General features: G+C 69.0%; 24 protein-coding genes and 1 other RNA gene. 17 read left to right on the top strand and 8 right to left on the bottom strand.

Annotation, left to right across the window (positions count from 1 at the left end; translation table 11 throughout):
* The first annotated feature begins 40 nt into the window (after positions 1–40).
* From LC039_RS07665 to LC039_RS07640, 6 genes are all read left to right on the top strand, one after another.
* Entirely contained in the window at positions 41–748 is a 708-nt protein-coding gene (locus tag LC039_RS07665) for an alpha/beta fold hydrolase (protein ID WP_226622863.1), read from the top strand.
* Between the two features lie 50 nt (positions 749–798).
* Positions 799–1,202, top strand: an RNA gene (gene rnpB, locus LC039_RS07660) — RNase P RNA component class A.
* 168 nt (positions 1,203–1,370) lie between these two features.
* Positions 1,371–1,538, top strand: coding sequence for a 50S ribosomal protein L33 (gene rpmG, locus LC039_RS07655; RefSeq protein WP_007799108.1), 168 nt, complete (start codon positions 1,371–1,373; stop codon positions 1,536–1,538).
* A 322-nt stretch (positions 1,539–1,860) separates the two neighbouring features.
* Positions 1,861–2,220: a hypothetical protein gene (locus LC039_RS07650; protein ID WP_226622858.1), complete on the top strand. Its 360-nt coding sequence runs from the start codon at positions 1,861–1,863 to the stop codon at positions 2,218–2,220.
* Positions 2,221–2,354: 134 nt separating this feature from the next.
* Positions 2,355–3,512 carry an aminodeoxychorismate synthase component I gene (locus tag LC039_RS07645; protein ID WP_226622856.1) on the top strand — a complete coding sequence of 386 codons (1,158 nt, stop codon included), beginning with the start codon at positions 2,355–2,357 and terminating at the stop codon, positions 3,510–3,512.
* On the top strand, positions 3,470–4,156 hold the full coding sequence (locus tag LC039_RS07640) for an aminotransferase class IV family protein (RefSeq protein ID WP_226622854.1): 687 nt from the start codon (positions 3,470–3,472) through the stop codon (positions 4,154–4,156). Before LC039_RS07645 ends, LC039_RS07640 begins: the two co-directional genes overlap by 43 nt.
* 92 nt (positions 4,157–4,248) lie before the next feature.
* Here LC039_RS07640 and LC039_RS07635 read toward each other — a convergent pair whose 3' ends face one another.
* Together LC039_RS07635 and LC039_RS07630 are read right to left on the bottom strand one after the other, a co-directional pair.
* Positions 4,249–4,992, bottom strand: coding sequence for a Bax inhibitor-1 family protein (locus LC039_RS07635; RefSeq protein ID WP_226622853.1), 744 nt, complete (start codon positions 4,990–4,992; stop codon positions 4,249–4,251).
* Positions 4,993–5,220: 228 nt separating this feature from the next.
* On the bottom strand, positions 5,221–5,445 hold the full coding sequence (locus LC039_RS07630) for a DUF1127 domain-containing protein (protein WP_226622851.1): 225 nt from the start codon (positions 5,443–5,445) through the stop codon (positions 5,221–5,223).
* A 126-nt stretch (positions 5,446–5,571) separates the two neighbouring features.
* Between LC039_RS07630 and LC039_RS07625 the strand changes: the two genes are divergently transcribed.
* Positions 5,572–6,444: a LysR family transcriptional regulator gene (locus tag LC039_RS07625; RefSeq protein WP_226622849.1), complete on the top strand. Its 873-nt coding sequence runs from the start codon at positions 5,572–5,574 to the stop codon at positions 6,442–6,444.
* A gap of 3 nt (positions 6,445–6,447) precedes the next feature.
* Here the strand turns inward: LC039_RS07625 and LC039_RS07620 are convergent, their stop codons facing one another.
* Entirely contained in the window at positions 6,448–7,413 is a 966-nt protein-coding gene (locus LC039_RS07620) for an NADPH:quinone oxidoreductase family protein (RefSeq protein ID WP_226622848.1), read from the bottom strand.
* A 299-nt stretch (positions 7,414–7,712) separates the two neighbouring features.
* Between LC039_RS07620 and LC039_RS07615 the strand changes: the two genes are divergently transcribed.
* From LC039_RS07615 to LC039_RS07595, 5 genes are all read left to right on the top strand, one after another.
* Complete coding sequence (locus LC039_RS07615) at positions 7,713–8,099, top strand: helix-turn-helix domain-containing protein (protein WP_226622846.1); 387 nt, start codon at positions 7,713–7,715, stop codon at positions 8,097–8,099.
* Positions 8,100–8,156: 57 nt separating this feature from the next.
* The gene (hisN, locus tag LC039_RS07610) at positions 8,157–8,981 is read left to right on the top strand and encodes a histidinol-phosphatase (RefSeq protein WP_226622845.1); all 825 of its coding nucleotides are present in this window, start codon (positions 8,157–8,159) and stop codon (positions 8,979–8,981) included.
* 113 nt (positions 8,982–9,094) lie between these two features.
* A complete protein-coding gene (locus tag LC039_RS07605) occupies positions 9,095–10,435 on the top strand; it encodes an 8-oxoguanine deaminase (RefSeq protein WP_226622843.1) in 1,341 nt (446 codons plus the stop codon).
* A gap of 73 nt (positions 10,436–10,508) precedes the next feature.
* A complete protein-coding gene (locus tag LC039_RS07600) occupies positions 10,509–10,985 on the top strand; it encodes a CAP domain-containing protein (RefSeq protein WP_226622840.1) in 477 nt (158 codons plus the stop codon).
* Positions 10,986–11,082: 97 nt separating this feature from the next.
* Positions 11,083–11,646 (top strand): CAP domain-containing protein, encoded by a 564-nt coding sequence (locus LC039_RS07595; protein ID WP_226622838.1) that lies wholly within the window; start codon positions 11,083–11,085, stop codon positions 11,644–11,646.
* 46 nt (positions 11,647–11,692) lie between these two features.
* Here LC039_RS07595 and guaD read toward each other — a convergent pair whose 3' ends face one another.
* The gene (gene guaD / locus LC039_RS07590) at positions 11,693–12,994 is read right to left on the bottom strand and encodes a guanine deaminase (protein ID WP_226622836.1); all 1,302 of its coding nucleotides are present in this window, start codon (positions 12,992–12,994) and stop codon (positions 11,693–11,695) included.
* A gap of 122 nt (positions 12,995–13,116) precedes the next feature.
* Here guaD and mgtE point away from each other — a divergent pair, with 122 nt between their 5' ends.
* Positions 13,117–14,511, top strand: a complete 1,395-nt coding sequence (gene mgtE / locus LC039_RS07585) for a magnesium transporter (protein ID WP_226622834.1) — start codon at positions 13,117–13,119, stop codon at positions 14,509–14,511.
* On the top strand, positions 14,508–15,071 hold the full coding sequence (locus tag LC039_RS07580) for a 5-formyltetrahydrofolate cyclo-ligase (RefSeq protein WP_226622832.1): 564 nt from the start codon (positions 14,508–14,510) through the stop codon (positions 15,069–15,071). Before mgtE ends, LC039_RS07580 begins: the two co-directional genes overlap by 4 nt.
* A 280-nt stretch (positions 15,072–15,351) precedes the next feature.
* On the opposite strand, the gene purD is transcribed toward LC039_RS07580, so the two are convergent.
* The gene (gene purD, locus LC039_RS07575) at positions 15,352–16,614 is read right to left on the bottom strand and encodes a phosphoribosylamine--glycine ligase (RefSeq protein WP_226622826.1); all 1,263 of its coding nucleotides are present in this window, start codon (positions 16,612–16,614) and stop codon (positions 15,352–15,354) included.
* A 196-nt stretch (positions 16,615–16,810) separates the two neighbouring features.
* Here purD and xseA point away from each other — a divergent pair, with 196 nt between their 5' ends.
* Positions 16,811–18,301 carry an exodeoxyribonuclease VII large subunit gene (xseA, locus tag LC039_RS07570; protein WP_226622824.1) on the top strand — a complete coding sequence of 497 codons (1,491 nt, stop codon included), beginning with the start codon at positions 16,811–16,813 and terminating at the stop codon, positions 18,299–18,301.
* 144 nt (positions 18,302–18,445) lie between these two features.
* On the opposite strand, the gene LC039_RS07565 is transcribed toward xseA, so the two are convergent.
* Both LC039_RS07565 and LC039_RS07560 read right to left on the bottom strand, forming a co-directional pair.
* A complete protein-coding gene (locus LC039_RS07565) occupies positions 18,446–18,838 on the bottom strand; it encodes a hypothetical protein (protein ID WP_226622822.1) in 393 nt (130 codons plus the stop codon).
* 169 nt (positions 18,839–19,007) lie between these two features.
* Complete coding sequence (locus tag LC039_RS07560; RefSeq protein WP_226622820.1) at positions 19,008–19,910, bottom strand: lytic transglycosylase domain-containing protein; 903 nt, start codon at positions 19,908–19,910, stop codon at positions 19,008–19,010.
* Positions 19,911–20,020: 110 nt separating this feature from the next.
* On the opposite strand from LC039_RS07560, the gene ftsY reads away from it, so the two are divergent.
* A complete protein-coding gene (gene ftsY / locus LC039_RS07555) occupies positions 20,021–21,406 on the top strand; it encodes a signal recognition particle-docking protein FtsY (protein WP_226622819.1) in 1,386 nt (461 codons plus the stop codon).
* An 18-nt stretch (positions 21,407–21,424) separates the two neighbouring features.
* On the opposite strand, the gene LC039_RS07550 is transcribed toward ftsY, so the two are convergent.
* Positions 21,425–21,913 carry an MgtC/SapB family protein gene (locus LC039_RS07550; protein WP_226622817.1) on the bottom strand — a complete coding sequence of 163 codons (489 nt, stop codon included), beginning with the start codon at positions 21,911–21,913 and terminating at the stop codon, positions 21,425–21,427.
* Positions 21,914–22,021: 108 nt separating this feature from the next.
* Between LC039_RS07550 and LC039_RS07545 the strand changes: the two genes are divergently transcribed.
* Positions 22,022–22,624: an inner membrane-spanning protein YciB gene (locus tag LC039_RS07545; RefSeq protein ID WP_226622811.1), complete on the top strand. Its 603-nt coding sequence runs from the start codon at positions 22,022–22,024 to the stop codon at positions 22,622–22,624.
* Positions 22,625–22,635 lie beyond the last annotated feature (11 nt).

The following is a 22,635-nucleotide window of genomic DNA, read 5'->3' as shown; positions in this document are numbered from 1 at the left end:
GCCGCGCGGCATCGCGATCGGACTTCCCGGCGGGGCTATCATGGCTGAGCCGCTTGTCCTGCTGCCGGAAACCATGTGCGACGCGCGGCTCTACGGGCCGCAGATCGCAGACCTCTCGCGCGAGATGGCGGTGATGGTGGCCCCCGTGCACCTCGGGGACCGCGTCGAGGAGATCGCCTCGAGCCTGCTCGACGTGCTGCCGCGGCGCTTCGCGCTGGCGGGCTGCGGCTTCGGCGGCATGGTGGCGATCGAGCTGCAGCGCCGTGCCCCGGACCGGATGGCGCGGCTGATGCTGATCGGCAGCTCGCCGCTCGCCGACACGCCGCAGCAGGCCGATGAGCGCGACCGGCTGGTGATCAAGGCCCGGGCCGGCAAGTTCGCCGAGGCGATCGACGGGCTGCTGCCCGAGACATGCCTCGCAGAAAGCCCCTACCGCGACGAGATCATGGCGCTGGTGCGCGACATGGCCGAGGGGCTTGGCCCGGATGTCTTCGTGCGGCAGGCGCGGGCGCTGCAGCGTCGGCGCGACCAGCAGGCGGTGGTGCGCAAGCTGCGCATCCCGGTGATGATCGTCGCCGGCACGCAGGACACCCTCTACCCCGAGAAGCGCCAGAGCGTGCTGGCCGAGCTGGTGCCCGGCGCGGTGCTTCGGATGATTTCCGGCACCGGCCACCTGCCGATGCTCGAGGATCCGGACGCGCTCAGCGCGGCGATCCGCGAGTGGATGCGCATGCCCGCGCCGCGCTGAGCCGCGCCAATGCTTGACCGCCCCCGCGCCGCCGCCTATGGGAGCCGGGCGTGGAGGGCCGGGCGGCCGCTGCGGCGGGGTGACCGCCGGAGAGGAAAGTCCGGACTCGCTGAAGCATCGGTGCCGGGTAATGCCCGGGCAGGGCAACCTGACGGAAAGCGCCACAGAGAACAGACCGCCGCCCTCCGGGGCGGTAAGGGTGAAACGGTGGGGTAAGAGCCCACCGGGGGGCTGGCAACAGGCCCCGCATGGCAAGCCCCACCGGGAGCAATGCCAAATAGGGACCCCGCGCGGGGCATGATCTCTTCGGAGATATCGCCGCAGGGCCGCTTCAGCCCGAGGGGTCCGGGTTGGCAGCTTGAGCCGTGCGGCAACGTACGGCCTAGAGGAATGGTCGCACAGGGGCGGGGCAACCCGCTCTGGACAAAATCCGGCTTACAGGCCCTCCACGCATGACTGCCCCACCGCCCCTCCGGGGCGGGTTGGGGAGGAAATTGGGGAAAATCCGCCTTCGTCGCGATTCCCGGTCCAAGAGCTGTTGACTCCGGGCCGCGGCTGGGTAAAAGGCGGGCTTCAAGAGATTTCACGGGCGGCGCTCGCCCCCCGTTGCAGGAGAAGAAGAATGGCGAAGCCGACCACCATCAAGATCCGCCTGAACTCGACCGCCGGGACGGGCCATTTCTACGTGACGAAGAAAAACGCGCGGACCATGACCGAGAAGATGACCGTGCGTAAGTACGACCCGGTCGTGCGCAAGCACGTGGAATACAAAGAAGGCAAGATCAAGTAAGCCTTCTTGATTTCGGATCACGAGAGCCGCACGGGAAACCGCGCGGCTCTTGTCGTTTCGACGGACCGCTTGCAAGCCTCGGCTCCGAGGGCTGGGGCAGGCGGGCGCGATTTTGCCTGTTTTCCGAGGCACTTGCCGTCCTTCGTATGCCAAAGTGGCCCATAGTATACAGCTAACGCATTGATTTCGCTGCATGTCGGGCATTCCGACACGTGGGTTTTCCGGCTCTCTCTTTCGTGAAATTCTGCATCGCAGAAATTTGGCCGCACGAGTCGCGGTCCTTCCTCCCGGCGCGCTCCGCGCAGACCTGAAAGAGACCGAAATGATCAAAGCTCCCCTCCTGGCCGCCCTGGCCATCGCCCTTCCCATGTCGCTTCCCATGGCTGCCTCCGCGGCGTCGCTGACCCTCTCCGAGCCGCTCGCCGGCGGCACCCTGCGCGAGGGCACCGTGGACATGTCCATCTACACCCAGCCCGCCGACGCGGCCGGAATCGAGGTCGTGGCCGTCTACACCGAGCGCGCCGGCGCCGAGCCGCTGCGCCTCGCCATGCGCCTCGAGGATGGCGACAGCACCACCTTCGGCCTGCCGGGCGTCTCGGGCGTCTCTTACCGTTTCGAGCGCAGCGCGGATGCGGTCACCGTGACCAGCGCCCCGGCCCGGACCGAACTTGCGTTGAACTGAGTAGGGCGGCGGCGCCGAAGCGGTCGCCGAGACCCTGCAGAAACCACTCAGGGCCGTCCCCGCGGGGACGGCCCTTTTTGCTGCGCATTGGCCCCTCGCGCGCGCCCCGGCGCTCTGCTAGGGGTCGCGCCAGGATGCGGCGACCTGGTGCGGCGATGAACGAGACACGGATCATTCTTGAGGCGGGGCCGGGTGGCGCACCGGCGCTCTTCGACCGTCCGCGTGAGCTGGTCACCGCCTCCAGCCCCGCCGGGGCGCTGGTCGCCCTCGCGCGGCTCGAGCAGGCCCGGGCGGCGGGGTTCTGGGTCGCAGGCTATGCCGCCTACGAGTTGGGATTCGCGCTGGAGCCCTCCCTGGCGCACCTCTGGGAGCCCGGCGCCCCTCTGCTGCAATTCGGCGTCTTCGACGGCCCGCAGGACGCCTCGGCGGCGCTTACGGAGATGCAGGGACAGCGCGCGCGGGTCACCGAGGTGACGCCGCTCTGGACCCGCGATCGCTATGCCGCGGCTTTCCAAGAGGTCAAGGAGATGCTGGCGGCGGGGGATCTCTACCAGGTCAACCTGACCATGCCGGTGGAGGCCCGCTTCGAGGGCGCGCCCGAGGCGCTCTGGGCGGCGCTGCGGGCTTACCAGCCGGTGGGGCACGGCGGCTTTGCACAGCTTGGGGGTGAAACGCTCCTGTCCTGCTCGCCTGAACTGTTCTTCCGGCTGGACGCCGGGGGGCGCATCGAGGTCGCGCCGATGAAGGGCACCGCCCCGCGGGGCGCCACTCCGGCCGAGGATGACGCGCTGCGCGAGGCGCTGGCGGCGGACGAGAAGAACCGGGCCGAGAACGTGATGATCGTCGATCTCATGCGCAATGACCTGTCGCGGCTGGCGCGGCCGGGCAGCGTGAAGGTGCCCGAGCTGCTGAAGGTCGAGCGCTACGCCACGGTGCACCAGATGGTCTCGCGCGTGGTGGCCGAGTTCGAGGCCAGGCCCACGGTGCCTGATCTCCTGCGGGCGATCTTCCCTTGCGGGTCGATCACCGGCGCGCCGAAGATCGCGGCGATGAAGGCCATCCACCGGCTCGAGCGCTGGCGCCGCGGGGTCTATTGTGGCGGGCTCGGCTGGATGGCGCCGGATGGGTCGGCGGAGTTCAACGTGGCGATCCGCACGCTGACGGTGACCGGCGCGGGCCGTGCGCTATTGGGCGTCGGCGGCGGTATCGTGCAGGACAGCACCTGCGAGGCGGAATACGAGGAGGCGCTGTGGAAAGCCCGATTCCTGACCGGATTGCTGCAGAAGGGCTGAGCCCCGAGCTGCGGCTGATCGAGACCCTGCGCTGGGAGCCGGGGCGCGGCGCGCTGCGCGGCGCCCGCCATGTGGCGCGCTGTCTGCGAAGCTGCGTGGCGCTCGGCATTTCTATGGAGCGCGCCACGCTGGAGGCGGCGCTGTCCGGGTTTCAAGCTGACGGACCGCGGCGGCTGCGGCTGACGGTCGGGCGGGCCGGGGATATCGAGATCACCTCGGCGCCCTTCGATCAGGCCTCTGTCCCCGCGGGGACACGGGTGATGCTCTGTGCGGCGCGGCTCGATCCTGATGACGCGCTGCTGCGCCACAAGACGACCGCGCGCGCGCTCTACGACGCGGCGCTGAAGGCGCGGCCCGAGGGAGTGGACGAGCTGCTGTTCCTCAACACCTACGGCGCGCTCTGCGAAGGGGCTTACACGAATGTCTTTCTGGAGCGTGAAGACGGCGCGCGGGTGACGCCCGCGCTGTCGTCCGGCCTCTTGCCGGGAGTTCTGCGCGAGACGTTGCTGGAGGAGGGGGCCTTTGCCGAGGCAAGGGTGAGCCTTGCCGACCTTCAGCGTGCGAAACGGCTCTGGATCGGCAATTCGCTGCGCGGGCTCATGGCCGCCGAGCTGCTGCCCGGCGAGGTTTCCGTGTCGCTCTGAGCCGCCGGGCGCCGATATTGCAAATCGCCAAAGAAAAGCCCCGCCAAACCCTGGGGTCTGGCGGGGCCGGGATGCCGGTGCCGGCGGCGCGATTACTCGCGGTTGCCGAGCAGCTGCAGCAGGAACATGAACAGGTTGATGAAGTCCATGTAGAGGTTCAGCGCGCCGACGATGGCCGACTTGGCGAGCCATTCGCTGTCGCCGTGGGCGGCGTGCTGGAGGTAGGTGTTCTTGATGTTCTGCGTGTCATAGGCGGTCAGGCCGGCGAAGATCAGCACACCCAGGATCGAGATGGCGAAGTAGATCGCCGGCGAGCCGAGGAAGATGTTGATGATCGAGGCGACCAGGATGCCGATCACGCCCATGATCAGGAACGAACCCCAGCCGGAGATGTCCTTCTTCGTGGTGTAACCCCAGAGCGAGAGGCCGGCAAAGGCGATCGCGGTCACCAGGAAGACCTGGGCGATCGAGAAGCCGGTGAAGGCCACGAAGATCCAGCTCAGCGACAGGCCCATCACCGCCGCGAAGGCGTAGAAGAACAGCTGCGCGCCGGCGGCGGACAGGCGGTTGAGGGCCGCGCCGAAGGCGAAGACCATGATCAGCGGGGCGAACATGACGATCCAGCCGAGGATGTTCGGCTGCAGGGTCGCCGGGTCGCGGAAGACCGCCAGAAGGTTCGGGCTCGTGCCCACGGCCCAGGCGACTGCGAAGGTCAGCAGCATGCCCACGGACATGGTCGCGTAGACCTTGTTCATGTGCGCGCGGAGCCCCGCGTCAATCTGGGCCGCGCGTGCGCCCGCCGCGCCGTGGGTCCGGATTGTGTTCAAGTCTGCCATCGGGTCGTGTCCTCCGAGTTGAATATGTGCAGCCTAAAGATAACTGTTCCGCTTCGATATTGGCAGCACCTTTGCCCATTTCAAGACGGGCGATGCGCAAAAGAGACTGTTTCTGAACTAAAAATGCCCTCTTCGTGCGGCCCGCGGAAGGGCGTCGGCGAAGAGGGCAGTGCGGGCCCCGGGGGAGCGGCCCGAAAAGCGGAATGGCGCGAGGGGGTTGCAGGGAACTCAGTTGCGCCAGTGGCCCGGGGCGTCCCAGAAGCCGCGCTTGGCTTCTTCCAGCGCCTGCCGCCGGGTCAGCCCGAGGTCGCGCAGCAGATGATCGTCGAGCTCGGCGAGCTTGCGGCGCTGGCGGGCGAGGCCGAGCAGGTCGATGAAGCGCGCCAGGCGCGTGGCGCGGCGCAGCGGGCGGTGACGGATCCGGGCGCGGGGGAGGGCGATATCACGGGGCATGAGCTTATCCTTCACATATGCTGATGTGTCTCGGTGTTTCCATGTTGCTGTGTGATGGTTTATGCTGCTCTTCAGGAAATCTGTAAAACGAATGATCCTGAAGCTATTCATCACGGAGCTTGATGTATGCGAAATCTCGACCTGACGACCCTGCGCTCCTTCGTGGCGGTGGCGGATTCCGGCGGGGTGACCCGCGCGGCCGGGTTCCTGAACCTGACGCAATCGGCGGTCTCGATGCAGCTCAAGCGGCTCGAGGAGATGCTGGGACTGGCGCTGCTGGACCGCTCGGGGCGCGGCGTGGCGCTCACCCCCGCCGGCGAGCAGCTGCTGAAATACGCCCGCCGCATGGTCGAGATGAACGACGAGATCTACGCCCGGCTCACCCGCCAGGACTGGGAGGGGGAGATCGTACTCGGCGTGCCGCATGACATCGTCTACCCGGTGATCCCGCGTATCATGAAGCGTATGCAGCGCGACTACCCGCGGGTGCGGGTGCAGCTGATCAGCTCGTATACGACCGACCTGAAGGAGCAGTTCGCGCGCGGCGCGATCGACGTGATCCTGACCACCGAGAGTGCGCCGGGCGAGGGCGGCGAGGCGCTGCTCGAGGTGCCGCTGCGCTGGTTCGGCGCACCGGATGGCACCGCCTGGCGCAGCAAGCCGCTGCGCATCGCCTTCTCGCGCCGCTGCGGGTTCCGGCCGGTGGCCATCGCGCAGATGGAGCGCGAGGGGCTGGACTGGGAGCTGGCGGTGGATTCCGAGATGGACCGGACCATCGAGGTCTCGGTCTCGGCGGACCTTGCGGTGACGCCGATCCTCGAAGGCCACGCGCCGCAGCATTTCGAGATGATCCCGCAGGGGGTGCTGCCGGACCTCGGGCTGCAGAAGATCTGCCTCTACGGCTCGGGCGCCAAGCCGCAGATCATAGAGCCGCTGCAGGAGATGCTGCGCAGCGAGTTCTGCAGCCTGCGCCGCCGCCCGGAGATGGCGGCGGAATAGGGCTCAGCCGGGGATCTCGATCACCACCTTGCCGGTGGAGGCCCGGCTGCGCAGCAGCTCGAGCCCCTCCGCCACGCGCGACAGCGGCAGCACGTGGCTGACGTGCGGGTGCAGCTTTCCCTCGGCGTGCCAGGCAAAGAGTTGCGCCAGCGAGCCGGTCAGCGCCTCGGGGCGGAACTTCAGGTAGCCGCCCCAGTAGAGCCCCATCACGGTGAGGTTCTTGACCAGCAGGTGGTTGGCCTTGATCTGCGGGACGGTGCCGCTGGCGAAGCCGATGGTCAGGATGCGGGCCTCGGGGTTGCAGGCGCGGAAGGCGGCGTCGAATTGCGCCCCGCCGACCGCGTCATAGACCACGTCGGCGCCGCCAAGGGCCTTCACCTCGGCGCGGATGTCGGCCTCGCGGGCATCGATCAGGTGATCCGCCCCGGCGCGGCGCGCGACCTCGAGCTTCTCCGGCCCGCGCGCGCAGGCGATCACCCGCGCGCCCATCATCTTGCCGATCTCCACCGCGGTGAGGCCGACGCCCCCGGCCGCGCCGAGCACCAGCAGCGTCTCGCCGGGCTGCAGCCGGGCGCGGTGGTCGAGGGCGAGGTGGCTGGTGCCATAAGCAATCTGAAAACCGGCGGCGACCGTGCTGCTCATCGTGTCGGGCAGGGGCACCGCGCGCGCCGCGTCGAAGACGCCGTATTCCGCGAGCCCGCCCTGACCGCCGAAGAGCGCGACGCGGTCGCCGGGGCGCAGCCCGCTGACCCCGGGACCCACCGCGTCGACCGCCCCGGCGACCTCCATCCCAAGGGTGAAAGGAGGCTCCGGCGTGTCCTGATAGCGTCCCTCGATCATCAGAAGATCGGCGAAATTGAGGCCGCAAGCCTCGATCCGGAGGCGAATCTCGCCCTCTCCGGGGGCCGGAATGGCCGTCTCGGTGAGATTCGGAAGGGTGCCCTGCGAGTCAATCCGATAGGCTAGCATTACATATCCCTCGGTATAGGTTTGTGCTGGAAGCGCCCAAATTTATCGCTGCGCCGGGAAGAACTTGGCAAAAATGTGAACGCGCGGGAAGCGACGTTAAGTCATTGTTTGGATTTACAACCACGGAGTGCAACGCCCCTCCGACGCTCATCGCCTGCGGCGCAACTCACTTGATCTAACTCGGATAAGCAAGGTAGCTTTTGTTCACGTTAAAAGTGTGGCTCCGGCCGCTGCTGTGAGCGGTCGGATTTTTGTTGGTGCTCTGGTTTTTTGCACAGGGCGAGTGAAAGGAAAATACGATGACGCATCCCGTGGACGTGCATGTGGGTAAACGCATTCGTCACCGCCGCTGGCTTGTTGGTATGACACAGCAGCAGCTGGCCGAACATGTCGGCATCAAGTTTCAGCAGATCCAAAAGTACGAGACCGGTGCGAACCGAGTCAGCGCCTCTCGCCTGTGGGACATTGCCGATGCCCTCGAGGTGCCGGTGAGCTTCTTCTTCGAAGGCATCGAGAGCGAACAGCAATCCGGCGATGCCGAGGCCGCGCCCGCGAGCCCGGCGATGCCTGCCGACATCCTCGGCGACAAAGAAGCGCTCGACCTCGTGCGCTCCTACTACGCGATCCCGGAAAACCAGCGCCGCCGCCTGTTCGAGCTGGCGCGGGTTCTCTCCGACGTCGCTTGAGCCTGAGCGCCCCCTGCGATAGCTGGATCCGGTAGGACCGCGCAGCAGGGGGCCGTCATGGCTGAGACTTCCACCGACATTTCCGCAGACATCTCTGCAGAGCTGGCCGACGAGCTCTGGCGAACCGCCGCAGAGCTGGCCGAGGCCGCGCGCGCGGCGATCCTGCCGCATTTCCGCGCCGACGGGCTCGGCGCGGAGAACAAGCTGTCCGAAGGCTTCGATCCGGTCACCGTCGCAGACCGCGCCGCCGAGCAGGCGATGCGCGAGGTGCTGGCGGCGCGGCGCCCCATGGATGCCATCCTCGGCGAGGAATATGGCCGCGCGGCGGGCGAGAGCGGCCTGACCTGGGTGCTCGACCCGATCGACGGCACCCGCGGCTTCTTGTCGGGCACGCCGACCTGGGGGGTGCTGATCGCCCTGTCGGATGCCTCCGGCCCGGTGCTGGGGGTGATCGACCAACCCTATACCGCAGAGCGTTTCGAGGGCGGCCTTGGGCGTGCCACGTGGTCCGGCCCGCTGGGCACCCGTCCGCTGCGCGCGCGCGCGGCGCGGCCGCTGGCCGAGGCGATCCTGTTCACCACGTTCCCCGAGGTCGGCACCGAGGCCGAGGCCGAGGCGTTTCGCCGGGTTGCGGCGCAGGCGCGGCTGATCCGCTACGGCATGGATTGCTACGCCTACGCGCTGCTCGCGGCGGGGCAGATCGACCTGGTGATCGAGGCCGGGCTGCAGCCCTATGACATCCAGGCGCCGATCGCCGTGATCGAGGCCGCGGGCGGTCTGGTCACCGACTGGCAGGGCGGCAAGGTGCACGAGGGCGGGCAGGTGCTTGCCGCCGCGAACGCCGAGATCCATGCCGAGGCGATGGCGCTGCTGAACGGCTGAGGGCCCGCCTCCTTCATTCTTCGGCAAATCCCGAAACAGCCTCGCGCGGGGCCAGCCTTTCCTTCGCTGCCCCGAAGGGGCAGGGTGGCAGAACCCACGCGAGGAGGCCCGAAATGAGCGAAATCCTGATCCGCAACGCGCGCACCGTCCTGACCATGGACGATGCCGAGACCGAGCTTTCGGAGGCCGACATCCTGTTGCGCGACGGGGTGATTGCGGGCATCGGCCCGCGGCTGGAAACCGTGGGCGAGATCGTCGATGCGCGTCATTGCGTGGTTACGCCGGGGCTGGTGAACACCCATCACCATCTCTACCAGGGGCTCACCAAGGCGGTGCCGGGCGGGCAGGATGCGCTGCTCTTCGGCTGGCTGCAGACGCTCTACCCGATCTGGGAGCGCTTCGGCCCCGAAGAGTTCTACGTCTCGGCGCAGGTCGGGCTGGCGGAACTGGCGCTCTCGGGCTGCACGCTGAGCTCGGACCACCTCTATCTCTATCCCAACGGCGCGCGGCTGGATGACAGCATCGCCGCCGCCGAGGATCTCGGCGTGCGGTTCCATGCCACCCGCGGCAGCATGAGCATCGGCGTCAGCAAGGGCGGTCTGCCGCCGGACTCGCTGGTCGAGGACGAGGGGGCCATCCTCGAGGACTGCATCCGGGTGATCGACGCTTTCCACGACCCCTCGGAGGGCGCCATGGTGCGCGTCGGCGTCGCGCCCTGTTCGCCCTTCTCGGTGAGCCGCGAGCTGATGCGCGACAGCGCCATCCTGGCCCGCGACAAGGGGGTGATGATGCACACCCACCTCGCCGAGAACGACGAGGACGTGGCCTATTCTCTGGAGAAATTCGGCTGCCGCCCGGGGCAATACGCCGAGGACCTCGGCTGGACCGGCCCCGACGTCTGGCACGCCCACTGCGTGAAGCTCGACGGGCAGGAGATCGACCTCTTCGCCGCCACGCGCACCGGCGTTGCGCATTGCCCCTGTTCCAACTGCCGCCTCGGCTCGGGCATCGCGCCGGTGCGGGCGATGCTGGACGCGGGGGTGAACGTGGGGCTCGGTGTCGATGGCTCGGCCAGCAATGACATGGCCAGCCTGATCGGCGAAGCGCGGCAGGCGATGCTGCTGCAGCGGGTGCAGAACGGCGCCGACGCGATGAGCGCCCGGGCGGCGCTGCGGGTGGCGACGCGCGGTGGTGCCGAGGTGCTGGGGCGCCATGATTGCGGGCAGGTCGCCGTCGGCATGCGCGCGGACCTCGCGCTGTGGGACGTGAGCGGGCTGGAAAGCGCCGGTTCCTGGGACCCGGCGGCGCTTCTGCTTGCAGGGCCGCAGAAGGTGCGGCACCTCTTTGTCGAGGGGCGCCAGGTTGTGCGCGACCGGCGCATTGCAACCATAGACATCGAAGCCGCATTAACCCGACATAGGGAAATGGCGCGGACACTGGCCGGGCTCGGCTGAGCGCCCCTGAGCAATCTTGTCTCCCGGCAGTGGTGCCATCGGGGATCAAACTTGGGCGCAACCGGAGACCCATATGCGAAGACGGACCGCGATCCTTCTGCCCCTGTCGCTTGTCCCGACGCTGACCGCCTGCGTGGTGGTGCCCCTGCCGCAGACCGACACCGGCGGAGAGCCGGCGCGGTTTCTCGAGAATCCCTCGGGGGCGCAGCTCAACGCGCTGCGCGCGCGCAACGGCCTGGCGCCGCTGAGCTATTCGCCCACCTTGCAGAAGGTGGCACAGGGCCATGCCAGGGACATGGCGCGCATGCAGGAGATGACCCATATCGGCAGCGACGGCAGCACCATCGGCGACCGTATCAAGCGCCGGGGCTACAATCTGCGGCGCGGCGCCGAGAACATCGCCGTGACCCGCCGGGGGCTGGGCGGCGCGATGGAGATCTGGACAAACTCGCCGCCGCATCTGTCCAACATGCTGATGGAGGACGTGAAGGAATACGGCATCGCGGGCTCGGGCAATTACTGGGCCATGGTTGTGGCGCGGGTGAAGTGATCCGCCGAGCGTGAAGAGAGCGCGGCGCCGTCGGCGCTTGCCGGATCGGCCTCTCTGCGCCATCTATCGGGACAACCTGACTTTCCGGAGAGCGCCCATGAACCTGCCCGCGTGGCTTGCCCTGACCCTGCTGCCGTTGACGCTTGCCGCCTGCGTCGACGTGCGTGTGCAACCCGGAGCGGCATCGCCGGCGGCTAGGGCGGTGCCCGTGGCCAGCCAGCCCGCGGCGCGTGGACAGGTCGAGGGGGCAAGCATCTACGAGCTGCGCCGCGCGCCCGCGCAGGTGGTGCAGAGCTCGCAGGCCGAGGCCGCCGCGGCCTTCAACGGCTGGCGGCGGGCGCAGGGGCTCGCGCCGCTGACCCGTTCGGCGCAGCTGCAGCGCGCGGCACAGGTCCATTCCGACGACATGGCGCGGATGAACAAGATGAGCCACGTGGGCAGCAACGGCAGCCGGGTCGGGGCGCGCGCGCATGCGCAGGGCTACCCGTACCGCCACGTCTCGGAAAACGTCGCCATGACCCCGCTCGGCATCGACAGCGCGATGGAGCTTTGGGCCAAGTCCTCCTCGCACCGCGCCGCCATGCTGCGCACCGATGTGCGCGAATTCGGCCTCGCGCAGACCGGCCGCTACTGGACGCTGGTCATGGGCGTGCGGAAATAGGGCGGTTGCGACCGTCGGGGCGGACGACACACCCCGACCAAGAGCGTCAGAGCATCCGTTTCCCGGCCACGTAGGTGGCGCTTACCGCCCGGTCGTCACCCATCATGATGGTCGGGAAGAGCGCCTCCCAGATGTCCTCGGCGCTGGTCGCGCGCTGCGCGATGGCCGGGGTGGAGGCGAGGTCGAGCACGGTGAAGTCCGCCTCGAGCCCGGGCGCAAGATTGCCGATCCGGTCCTCGGCCATCAGCGCGATCGCCGAGCCCTGCGTCGCCAGCCACAGCAGTTCCGCCGGGTGCAGCGGGCGGTGGCGCAGCTGCGCCACCTCATAGGCCGCCGCCATGGTGCGCAGCATGGAAAAGGACGAGCCGCCGCCGGTGTCGGTGGCCAGCCCGACCCGCATCCCTGCCTTGGTCAGCCCGTCCATGTCAAAAAGCCCCGAGCCGATGAAGGTGTTCGAGGTTGGGCAATGCACCAGCGCCGCGTTCACCTCTTTCAGCCGCGCATGTTCGCGCGGCTCCAGATGGATGGCGTGGCCGTAGAGGCCGCGTTCCCCCAGCAGCCCGTAGGCCTCGTAGGTGTCGAGGTAGTCGCGCGCCTGCGGGTAGAGCGATTTCACCCAGGCGATCTCGTCGGTCTGCTCCGACAGATGGGTCTGCATCAGCACCTCCGGATGCTCGGCCCAGAGCGCGCCGAGTGCCTGCAACTGCTCGGGCGTCGAGGTCGGCGAGAAGCGCGGGGTGATGACATATTCGGCGCGGCCCTTGCCGTGCCAGCGCTCCAGCAGCGCCTTGCTGTCGTCATAGGCCGATTGCGCGCTGTCGCGCAGGAATTCGGGGGCGGTGTCGCGGTCCATGCAGGTCTTGCCTGCGAAGACCCGCATGCCGCGCGCCGCGGCGGCCGAGAACAGCGCCTCCACCGACTCGGGGTGGATGGTGCAATAGGAGCAGACCGAGGTGGTGCCATGCGCCAGCAACAGGTCGAGGTAGCGCCCGGCGATCTCGTCGGCGTAGGCGCGGTCGGCAAAGCGCGCCTCGGTCGGGAAGGTGTAGTGGTTCAGCCAGTCGATCAGCCGCTTGCCCCAGCTCGCGATCATCGGCGTCTGCGGGTAGTGCGCATGGGCATCGACGAAGCCCGGCACGATCAGCGCCGCGCCATGATCCACCACCTCTGCCTCGGGGTGCGCCGCCCGCAGCCCCGCGGCGCTTCCGGTTTCGCGAATCATGCCGCCCTCGACCAGCAGCGCGCCGGCGCTCTCGAAGCGCGCCGCCTCCGGGCCTTCGTCGAAGGGCGAGGCGGCGAAACTCAGGGTCTGGCCCAGGTGAAGCGTCTTGGAGGCGGGCAGGGTCATGGAAAGTCTCTTGTCTGCGGCCGGCCTAGGATGCGGGCGGCCAAGGTCAAGCGCAATGCGCCTCTGTTGCTCGTTCCCGCAATCCCCTAAGGTTTGCGCGAACGGCATTCAATGGGGCAGGCATGACCGAAGAGACCGGCAACCCGGCGGCGGAAGAGACCCAGGACGACGAAACCAACCCGCTCGAGCGCAAGGTGGTCTCGGCCATCCTCTACGCGGTGGATGTGGGCGATCGGGAGCAGCTCGTCGAGCTGATGGAGCCGCTGCACGCGGCCGACATCGCCGACCTTCTCGAGCAGATCAACGCTTACGACCGGACGCGGCTGATCAAGCTCTACGACAAGGAGTTCGACGGCGAGATCCTCTCGGAACTCGACGAGTCGATCCGCGAGGAGGTGATCCGCGGCCTGACCCCCGAGGTGCTGGCCGACGCCGTCCGCGAGCTCGATTCCGACGATGTGGTCGACCTGCTCGAAGACCTCGACCAGGAGCAGCAGGACGCCATCCTCGAGGTGCTCGAGGACAGCGACCGGGTGGCGGTCGAGAAATCGCTGACCTACCCCGAATACTCCGCCGGCCGCCTGATGCAGCGCGAGGTGGTGATGGCCCCCGAGCACTGGAACGTCGGCGAGGCGATCGACTTCCTGCGCAGCTCCGAGGATCTGCCCGAGCAGTTCTACCACATCATCCTGGTCGACCCGAAGCTGCGCCCGGTGGGCAATGTCACGCTCGGCAAGCTGATGGCGGCGCGCCGCGAGGTGCTGCTGAAATCGCTGGTCGAGGAGACCTTCCACGTGATCCCGGTGACGCGGCCCGAGGCCGAGGTCGCCTATGCCTTCAACCAGTATCACCTGATCTCGGCCCCGGTGGTCGACGAGAACGAGCGGCTGGTCGGCGTGATCACCATCGACGACGCGATGACCGTGCTCGACGAGGAACACGAGGAGGACATCCTGCGCCTCGCCGGTGTCGGCGACGAGAGCCGGATCTCCGACAGCGTGCTCGAGACCACCCGGCAGCGCCTGCCGTGGCTGGCGGTGAACCTGCTGACCGCGATCCTCGCCTCGCTGGTCATCGCGCAGTTCGAGGACACCATCGGCCAGCTCGTGGCGCTGGCGGTGCTGATGCCGATCGTCGCCTCCATGGGCGGCAACGCCGGCACCCAGTCGCTCACCGTGGCGGTGCGCGCGCTGGCCACCAAGGACCTCACCAGCGCCAACGTCTGGCGGGTGATCGGGCGCGAGCTGATGGTCGGGCTGATCAACGGGCTCAGTTTCGCACTGGTGATGGGGGTTCTCGAATATCTCTGGTTCGGCAGCGCCATGCTGGCGGTGGTCATCGCCGCGGCGATGGTGATCAACCTCGTGGTGGCCGGGCTGGCGGGCATCGCCGTGCCGGTGGTGCTCGAGAAGTTCAAGGTCGACCCGGCGCTGGCCTCTGGCACCTTCGTGACCACGGTCACCGACGTGGTCGGCTTCTTCGCCTTCCTCGGTCTGGCGCAGGCGGTGCTGCTGTGAGCCTCGCCGAGGACAAGCGCGCCGCCCGCGCCGCCGCCGGGGCGCGCCGCAAGGCGGCGCATGCCGCCGATCCCGGCGCGGCGGCGGGCGTGCTGAGTTCGGTGCTGGCCGGCTACCGCGGCGTGCCGCTCTCGGGTTACATGCCGATCCGTTCCGAGATCGACCCGCTGCCTGCCATGGCCGAGGCGGCGGCGCATGGTCCGGTGGCGATCCCGGTGATCGAGGGCATGGGCCAGCGGCTGCGCTTCGCCCGCTGGGAGCCCGACATGGTCCTGGTGCCCGGTGCCTTCGGCGCGATGATCCCCGAGGCGCCGGAGTTCCTCGTCCCCGAGATCCTGATCGTGCCGCTGCTGGCCTTCACCCGGGGCGGCCACCGGCTCGGCTACGGCGGCGGCTTCTACGACCGCACGCTCGAGGGGCTGCGCGCCGCGCGCCCGACGCTGGCCATCGGCTTCGCCTATGCCGAGCAGGAGGCCGAGCGCATCCCGCTCGAGGCCACCGATGCACCGCTCGACATGATCGTCACCCCCACCGAGGTGATCACCCTGCCCGCAGGCTGACCCGCACCGCGGGGCGGCGGACTACGGGAGGCGCCTTCAGGGGAAATGCGTGAGCCAACGCGGTGTGCTTCTGGCTGACCCTGCGAGGATGCCGCAACGCGCGCCGCGTGCGCTGTGAGCGGATACCGGGCTGGTGCGAGCTGATGCGGCACCACGCCAACGCGCACTGATACGACAAGGGCGGTCCGCACACCGCGACCCGCCCCTTCTTCTCTTTCCAAATACGCCGGGGGTGAGCCCGGAACGGGCGAGGGGGCAGCGCCCCCTCACGGCGCGCGCATCAGAGCGCGCGCCAGCCGATATCGCGGCGGCAGAAGCCCTGCGGCCAGTCCACCGCGTCGACCAGCGCGTAGGCGCGGGCCTGCGCTTCGGCCAGCGTCGCGCCGCGGGCGGTGGCGTTCAGCACCCGGCCGCCGGTGGCGACGATCTTGCCGTCCTTCTCGGCGGTGCCGGCGTGGAACATCTGGGTGAAGCTGTCCTCGGGCAGCGCCTCCAGCCCGCCGATCACTGTGCCCTTCTCGTAGGCGCCCGGGTAGCCCTCGGCGGCCATCACCACGGTCATCGCGTGATCATCGGCCCAGGTCACCTTGGCCTCGGCCAGCCGCCCCTCGGCGCAGGCGTGCAGCAGGTCGAGCACCTGTCCGCCGAGACGCATCATCAGCACCTGGCACTCGGGATCGCCGAAGCGGACGTTGTATTCCACCAGCCGCGGCAAACCGTTCTCGATCATCAGCCCGACGTAGAGCACGCCCTGGTAGGGGGTGCCGCGGCGGGCCATCTCGGCCATGGTCGGCCGGACGATCTCGTCCAGGGCCTTCTGCGCCACCTCGTCCGACAGCACCGGGGCGGGGGAGTAGGCGCCCATGCCGCCGGTGTTGGGGCCGGTGTCGCCCTCACCGACGCGCTTGTGGTCCTGCGCAGTGCCGATGGGCAGCACATCCTCGCCGTCGACCAGCACGAAATAGGACGCTTCCTCGCCGGTCATGAACTCCTCGATCACCACCTCGGCACCGGCGCCGCCGAAGGCACCGCCGAACATGTCGTCGATGGCGTCTTCAGCTTGCGCCACCGTTTCGGCAATGATCACGCCCTTGCCGGCGGCGAGCCCGTCGGCCTTGACCACGATCGGCGCGCCCTGCGCCCGGACATGCGCTTTTGCAGATTCGGCATCGGTGAAATGACCGTAGCCGGCGGTCGGCGCCTTGGCGGCGTCGCAGATTTCCTTGGTGAAGCTCTTCGACGCCTCGAGCCGGGCCGCGGCCTTGGACGGGCCGAAGACCAGCACGCCGGCCTCGCGCAGCCGGTCGGCGACGCCCGCGGCAAGCGGCGCCTCGGGGCCTACGATGACGAGGTCGATGGCGTTCTCCCCGGCGAATTCCGCCACCGCGCCGCCGTCCTCGACGTCGAGCGTGGCGCATTCGGCGATCTGCGCGATGCCGGCATTGCCCGGGGCGACGATCAGCTTGTCGCACTTGGGGTTCTGCATGACCGCCCACGCGAGGGCATGTTCGCGACCGCCGCCGCCGAGGATGAGGATGTTCATGGGGCCCGCTCTCTCAAGGTAAGGATCGCGGGCTTCCTAGCGGGGGCGGGGGCTTGTGGCAAGAAGGCAGGGCGGGCCGCTTCACAGCGTTTCCCGGGCCGCCCGCCTTTCCCTTGTCGCCGCGCGGCGCTACTCTGGGGGCAACGCGGGCGTTGCAGCCCGGACAGGGCACTCAGGGCAAGACAAGACGGGCACCATGGACCTTTTCGAAGACGACACCCCCGAGGACGCCGGCAACGGCAACATGCCGGAATTCACCGTCTCGGAGCTTTCCGGCGCGGTGAAGCGGGTGATCGAGGGCGAGTTCGGATTCGTGCGGGTGCGCGGCGAGCTCGGGCGCATCTCGCGGCCGCGCTCGGGGCATCTCTACCTCGATCTCAAGGACGACAAATCGGTGATCTCGGGCATCGTCTGGCGCGGTGTCGCCTCCAAGCTCGACATGCAGCCCGAGGAGGGGATGGAAGTGATCGCCACCGGGCGGCTGACCACCTATCCCGGGCAGTCCCGCTACCAGATCATCATCGAGGACATGCGTCCCGCCGGGCTCGGCGCGCTGATGGCCATGCTGGAGAAGCGCAAGGCCATGCTGCAGGCCGAGGGGCTCTTCGATCCCGAACGCAAGAAGCCGCTGCCCTTCCTGCCCGAGATCATCGGCGTGGTCACCTCGCCGTCTGGGGCGGTGATCCGCGACATCCTGCATCGCCTGCGCGAGCGGTTCCCGCGCAAGGTGCTGATCTGGCCTGTGGCCGTGCAGGGCAAGAACTGCGCCCCCGAGGTGGCCCGCGCCATCGAGGGGTTCAACAAGCTCACACCGGGCGGCGCGCTGCCGCGGCCCGACCTGCTGATCGTCGCGCGCGGCGGCGGCTCGGTCGAGGATCTCTGGGGCTTCAACGAGGAGATCGTGGCGCGCGCCGCCGCCGCCTCGCAGATCCCGCTGATTTCGGCGGTCGGCCACGAAACCGACACCACGCTGATCGACTTTGTCTCGGACAAGCGCGCACCCACCCCCACCGCCGCCGCGGAAATGGCCGTGCCGGTGCGCATGGAGCTGCTGGCGCGGGCGGGCGAGGGGCAGATGCGCCTGACGCGGGCGCTGACACATCGGCTGGAGGTACGTGGTCAGCGCCTGCGGGATCTGGCGCGGGCCATGCCACGGGCCGAGACGCTTCTGGACCAGCCGCGGCAGAGACTCGACCTGCTGTCGGACCGGCTGCCGCAGGCGCTGATCCGCGGCGTCGACCGGCGCCGGCTGGCGCTGTCGCAGCCCGCCGGGGCGCTGCGACCGGGGCTGCTGAGCCGCATGCTCGCCACCCGCGCCGAGGCGCTGGGCCGTCGCGCCGACCGGCTCTCGATCCGTCCCATTCAGCGCGAGATCGCGCTCGGGGGCGATCGGCTGAAGGCGCTCGGCAAGCGGCTCGACGATGCCGGTGCGCGCCGGGTCGAGGCGCCGCGCGACCGTCTCGACGGGCTCGACCGGCTGCTGCAGACGCTGAGCTACAAGGGCACGCTGGCGCGCGGCTACGCCGTGGTGCGCGGCGAGGGCGGGCAGGTGCTGACCACCTCGGCCGCTGCCAAGGAAGCCGCCGGGCTGGAGATCGAATTCGCCGACGGGCGGATGAAGATCGGCGGCGGCGGCTCGGGCAAACCGAAGAAGGCCAAGGCGCCGGAGCAGGGCAGCCTGTTCTGAGGCTGAGGCTGAGGGCGGAGGCTCTGCCACCGAGTGCCAGGGGCGCGCAGGTCGGGTCGGAGGGGGCGCTGCCCCCGCCGCGCCGCGCGCGGCTCCCCCGGGATATTTTCGTCTAGACGAAGGGGGGCGGGGCGGCGCCGCGCCTCAGACGCCGGTGTCGGGGCCGTAGCAGAGCATCGGCTCGTCGTTCTGCTGCGCCTCGTAGAGCACGGTGTTCTGCGGATCGTTCTCGAAGACCGCGCGCAGCCCGCTCCCCTCGCGGAAGAAGCTCCAGCATTGCGGGATGTTCATGTCCTCGTAGACGAAGCAGATCATCTGCGCGTCGGCGTACCAGTGCCCCTCCTTGCAGTCGCCGTCGAGAAACGACCAGCGCACGCGGCGGTCCGGCAGGTATTCCTCGACCCCGTAGGCGGCGCCCTCGCTGCCGAAGTAGAGCGTCTTGCCGGTGACATAGGCCTCGAATTCCGCGGCGCTCATCGGCTGGGCGGCGGCAAGGGGGCTGGCGAGCAGGCACAGCAGGAGCATGAGGCGGATCATGCCTGCAGACTGCCAGAGCCGGGGCCTTTGGGGAAGGGTGAAGCGGCGCGGCCCGTGGCGAGCGCGGAGATCGGCGGAGGCGTGCCGGTAGGCCGGAAGGCTATGGGAACGTTGAGAAAGTCGCGGGCGTGCCGGCCTGCGCGGGGGGCATGCGTGGCCCCGGGCAAGATCAGGAATTCTTGTAGACGGCGCAGATGCAGCCCGATTGCCTGAGTTGCGTGCAGAGCTTGGCCGCCTCGGCGCGCCCGTCACGCCCGATCCGCGCCATCCAGTAGCCGCCGCGCGGGCTGGCGGGGCTCTTCTGCCAGACCAGCTCGGGCGCCTCGCCGCCGACGGCGCCGGGGCAGGCCTGCGCCCGGCGGCGGAATTGCGCAAGCGCCCGGTCCTGCGTGGTGCCGAAGGCCATCTGCACGCCCCAGGGATGCAGCGGCGGCCGGGCCTCGGGATATTTCGTCAGCGTGCGGTGCCGGGCCAGCTCGTGGCAGGCCCGGCGGAAGGGCTTGTCGCCCTGCAGCCGGAAATCATGGGTGTCGGGCGGGGTGTCGCGCCAGGTTTCGGCGGCGAGCCCGGTGATGATCGCCACGTAGTTGATCGTCTCGCGCGCCAGCCCGCCGCTGCGGGCCATCAGCCCGTCGGCCCGCGCCTCGCCGCCGTTGTAGGCCACCGCCGCCAGCCCCTGGTTGCCGTAGCGCCGGGTCAGCTCGCCGAGGTACTCGGCGGAATACTCCAGCGCCTCGGCGGGGTTGTAGGGGTCTTTCAACCCGCGCAGCTTTGCCGTCGAGGGGATGAACTGGGCGATGCCCTGGGCATTGGCCGGGCTGAGGGCGTTGGGGTTGAACCGGCTCTCCTGCCAGATCAGCCGCGCGAAGAAGCCGGGGTCGAGACCGTTGCGCTGCGCGAAATGCTCGATCGCCTGGCAGGTGTCGTGGACGAACTGCGAGGGCCGGATGCATTGCACCGGTCCGAAGGCGCCGGGAGAGCAGAGCGTGCCGGGCTCCGGCGGGCTGGCATGGGGATGGAGAGGATCGGCCCGCAGCATCGGCGGGGCGAGCAGGAGGACGAGGAAAAACACGGCCCGCAACATGGCCCCATGAAGGCCGCGCGACGCGGAAAGGTCAACTCACACTTTTATCCGCGCGCGGCGCGTATTAGGTGGAAGCAAAGGCAGAGAGAGGTCCAGCCATGTCCTTCTTCGGCAAGCTCAAGAGCAAGCTTTTCAAATCCTCCTCGAAGCTCGAGGAAGGGCTGGACGCGATCGTCCAGGAGGGCGGCACGGAAGATGCCGCCGCACCGGCTCCCGAAACGCCCGAGGAGCCGCAGACCCCGGCGCAGCCTCCCGCCGAGCCCCCGGCGCCGGAAACCCCCGGCCCGGACGTGCCGCCGCCGGCCCCCGAGACGCCGCCCGCACCCGCGCCGGAGACCCCGCCCGTGCCGGAGGAAGTGCCCCCGGCGCCGCCGCAGGAGACACCGCCCGCACCGGAGCCCGAAGCGCCGCCGCTGCCCGAGCCGGACCCGCAGCCCGCACCGGAAACACCGCAGGCGCCGCCGCCCGCCGATCCGCAGCCCGCGCCGCAGGAGGCGCCGGTGATGCCGCCCGCGGACCCGTCGCCGATGCCCGCGCCGCTGGAGATCCCGGAGCCGGTGCAGGATCCGGAGGTCCCGCAGCAGCCGCGCGGCGGCGGTCTCATCGGTCGGCTCTTCGGCAAGGGCCAGCCGGCCGCGCCGGTGGTGCGCCGCGCGCTCGACGACGAGATGATCGAGAGCCTCGAGGAGCTGCTCATCCAGTCCGACATGGGCGTGGATACCGCGCTGCGGGTCACCTCGAACATCGCCGAGGGGCGCTATGGCAAGCGCGTCTCGACGCAGGAGATCAAGCAGCTGCTCTCGGCCGAGGTGGCGCGCATCATGGACCCGGTCGCCAAGCCGCTGCCGCTCTATGCCAAGAAGCCGCAGGTGGTGCTTGTGGTGGGCGTCAACGGCTCGGGCAAGACCACGACCATCGGCAAGCTCGCCAGCCAGTTCCGCGCCGCGGGCAAATCGGTGGTGATCGCCGCCGGGGACACCTTCCGCGCCGCCGCCGTCGAGCAGCTGCAGATCTGGGGCGACCGCGCCGGGGTGCCGGTGCTGACCGCGCCCGAGGGCTCTGACCCCGCGAGCCTCGCCTTCGACGCGATGACCAAGGCGCAGGCCGAGGGGGCGGACCTTCTGATGATCGACACCGCCGGGCGCCTGCAGAACCGCGCGGACCTGATGGAGGAACTGGCCAAGATCGTCCGCGTGATCCGCAAGAAGGACCCTGACGCGCCGCACAACACGCTGCTGGTGCTGGACGCGACCACCGGGCAGAACGCGCTGCGGCAGGTGGAGATCTTCCAGCAGGTGGCGGATGTCTCGGGTCTGGTGATGACCAAGCTCGACGGCACCGCGCGCGGCGGCGTGCTGGTGGCGCTGGCCGACAAGTTCGGCCTGCCGATCCACGCCATCGGCGTCGGCGAGCAGATCGATGACCTGCAGCCCTTCGATCCCGAGGAGTTCGCGGCGGCGCTGACCGGTCTCGAGAAGGGCTGAACCCGGGAGGGGCGGGGGTTACTCCTCGCTCCAGCCCATCCTGTTCTCGACTAAGCGCAGCAGCGTCAGCACCACGAGCACGATCACCGTTGTCATGGCGGCGAGCGGCATCTGCCCCGCGCCGCAGCCCAGTCCCACGGCGCCCGCGAGCCAGAGCGAGGCGCCTGTGGTGATATTGCGGACCTTGCCGCCCGAGGTGAAGATCAGCCCGGCGGCAAGAAAGGCGACACCGGCGGTCACCGCCTCGATCATCCGCAGCGGATCGTTGCGCTGCTCGTCCGAGCCACCGAAGTCCATGGCGGCGAGTTCGAGGCCCAGCAGCACGAAGAGGCAGGCGGCGACCGACACGAGGATATGGGTGCGCAGGCCGGCGGGCTTGCCGCGCCGTTCGCGTTCGAGCCCGATCAGCCCCGCCAGCACGATGGCCGCGAGCAGCCGGGCAAAGGCGCTTGCCGGGGCGATCACCGAGAAGGTGCCCCGGAATTCGTTCAGCATGTCCTCGATCATCACGTCTCCTCCGCTGGTCCGTGATCAACGAGACGGCGGGCGGGGCAGTTCCGCCATTGAGAAGCCGTCGCCGCGAGGTTATCTCTGCTCTCGCACAAGGAGACCCGCATGGCCACGAAGCAGATCAACCCCTTCCTCAAGTCGGCGCTCGAATTCGGGCCGGTGCTGGCCTTCTTCGCGGCCTACCTGCTGCTGAAGGACAACACCTACATGATCGGCGGGCGCGAGTATCAGGGCTTTGTCGTGGTCACCGCCGGGTTCATCCCGCTGATGCTGCTCTGCACCGGGCTGCTGTGGAAGCTGACCGGGCATCTTTCGGCGATGCAGGTGGTCACCGCGGTGCTGATCGTGGTCTTCGGCGGGCTCTCGGTCTGGCTCAACGACGAGCGCTTCTTCAAGATGAAGCCGACGCTGATCTACCTGCTCTTCGGTTTCGCGCTGCTCGCCGGGATCCTGCGCGGCGAAAGCTACCTGCGCAAGGTGATGGAGGGGCTGATGCCGTTGCAGGAAGAGGGCTGGATGATCCTCACCAAGCGTATCTGCGCCTTCTTCTTCGGCCTGGCGGTGCTCAATGAGATCGTCTGGCGCACGATGAGCACCGAGAGCTGGGTCTACTTCAAGACCTTCGGCCTCACCGCGGCGGTCTTCGTCTTCTTCATGACGCAGGGCGGGCTGTTCAAGCGCTACGCGCTCGAGGCCGACAAGGACTGAAGGCGCCGCGC

Origin of the sequence: Alloyangia pacifica (assembly GCF_020524285.1) — a bacterium.
Lineage (GTDB): Bacteria > Pseudomonadota > Alphaproteobacteria > Rhodobacterales > Rhodobacteraceae > Salipiger > Salipiger pacificus_B.
This window is presented reverse-complemented; position numbering and strand designations above follow the sequence as displayed.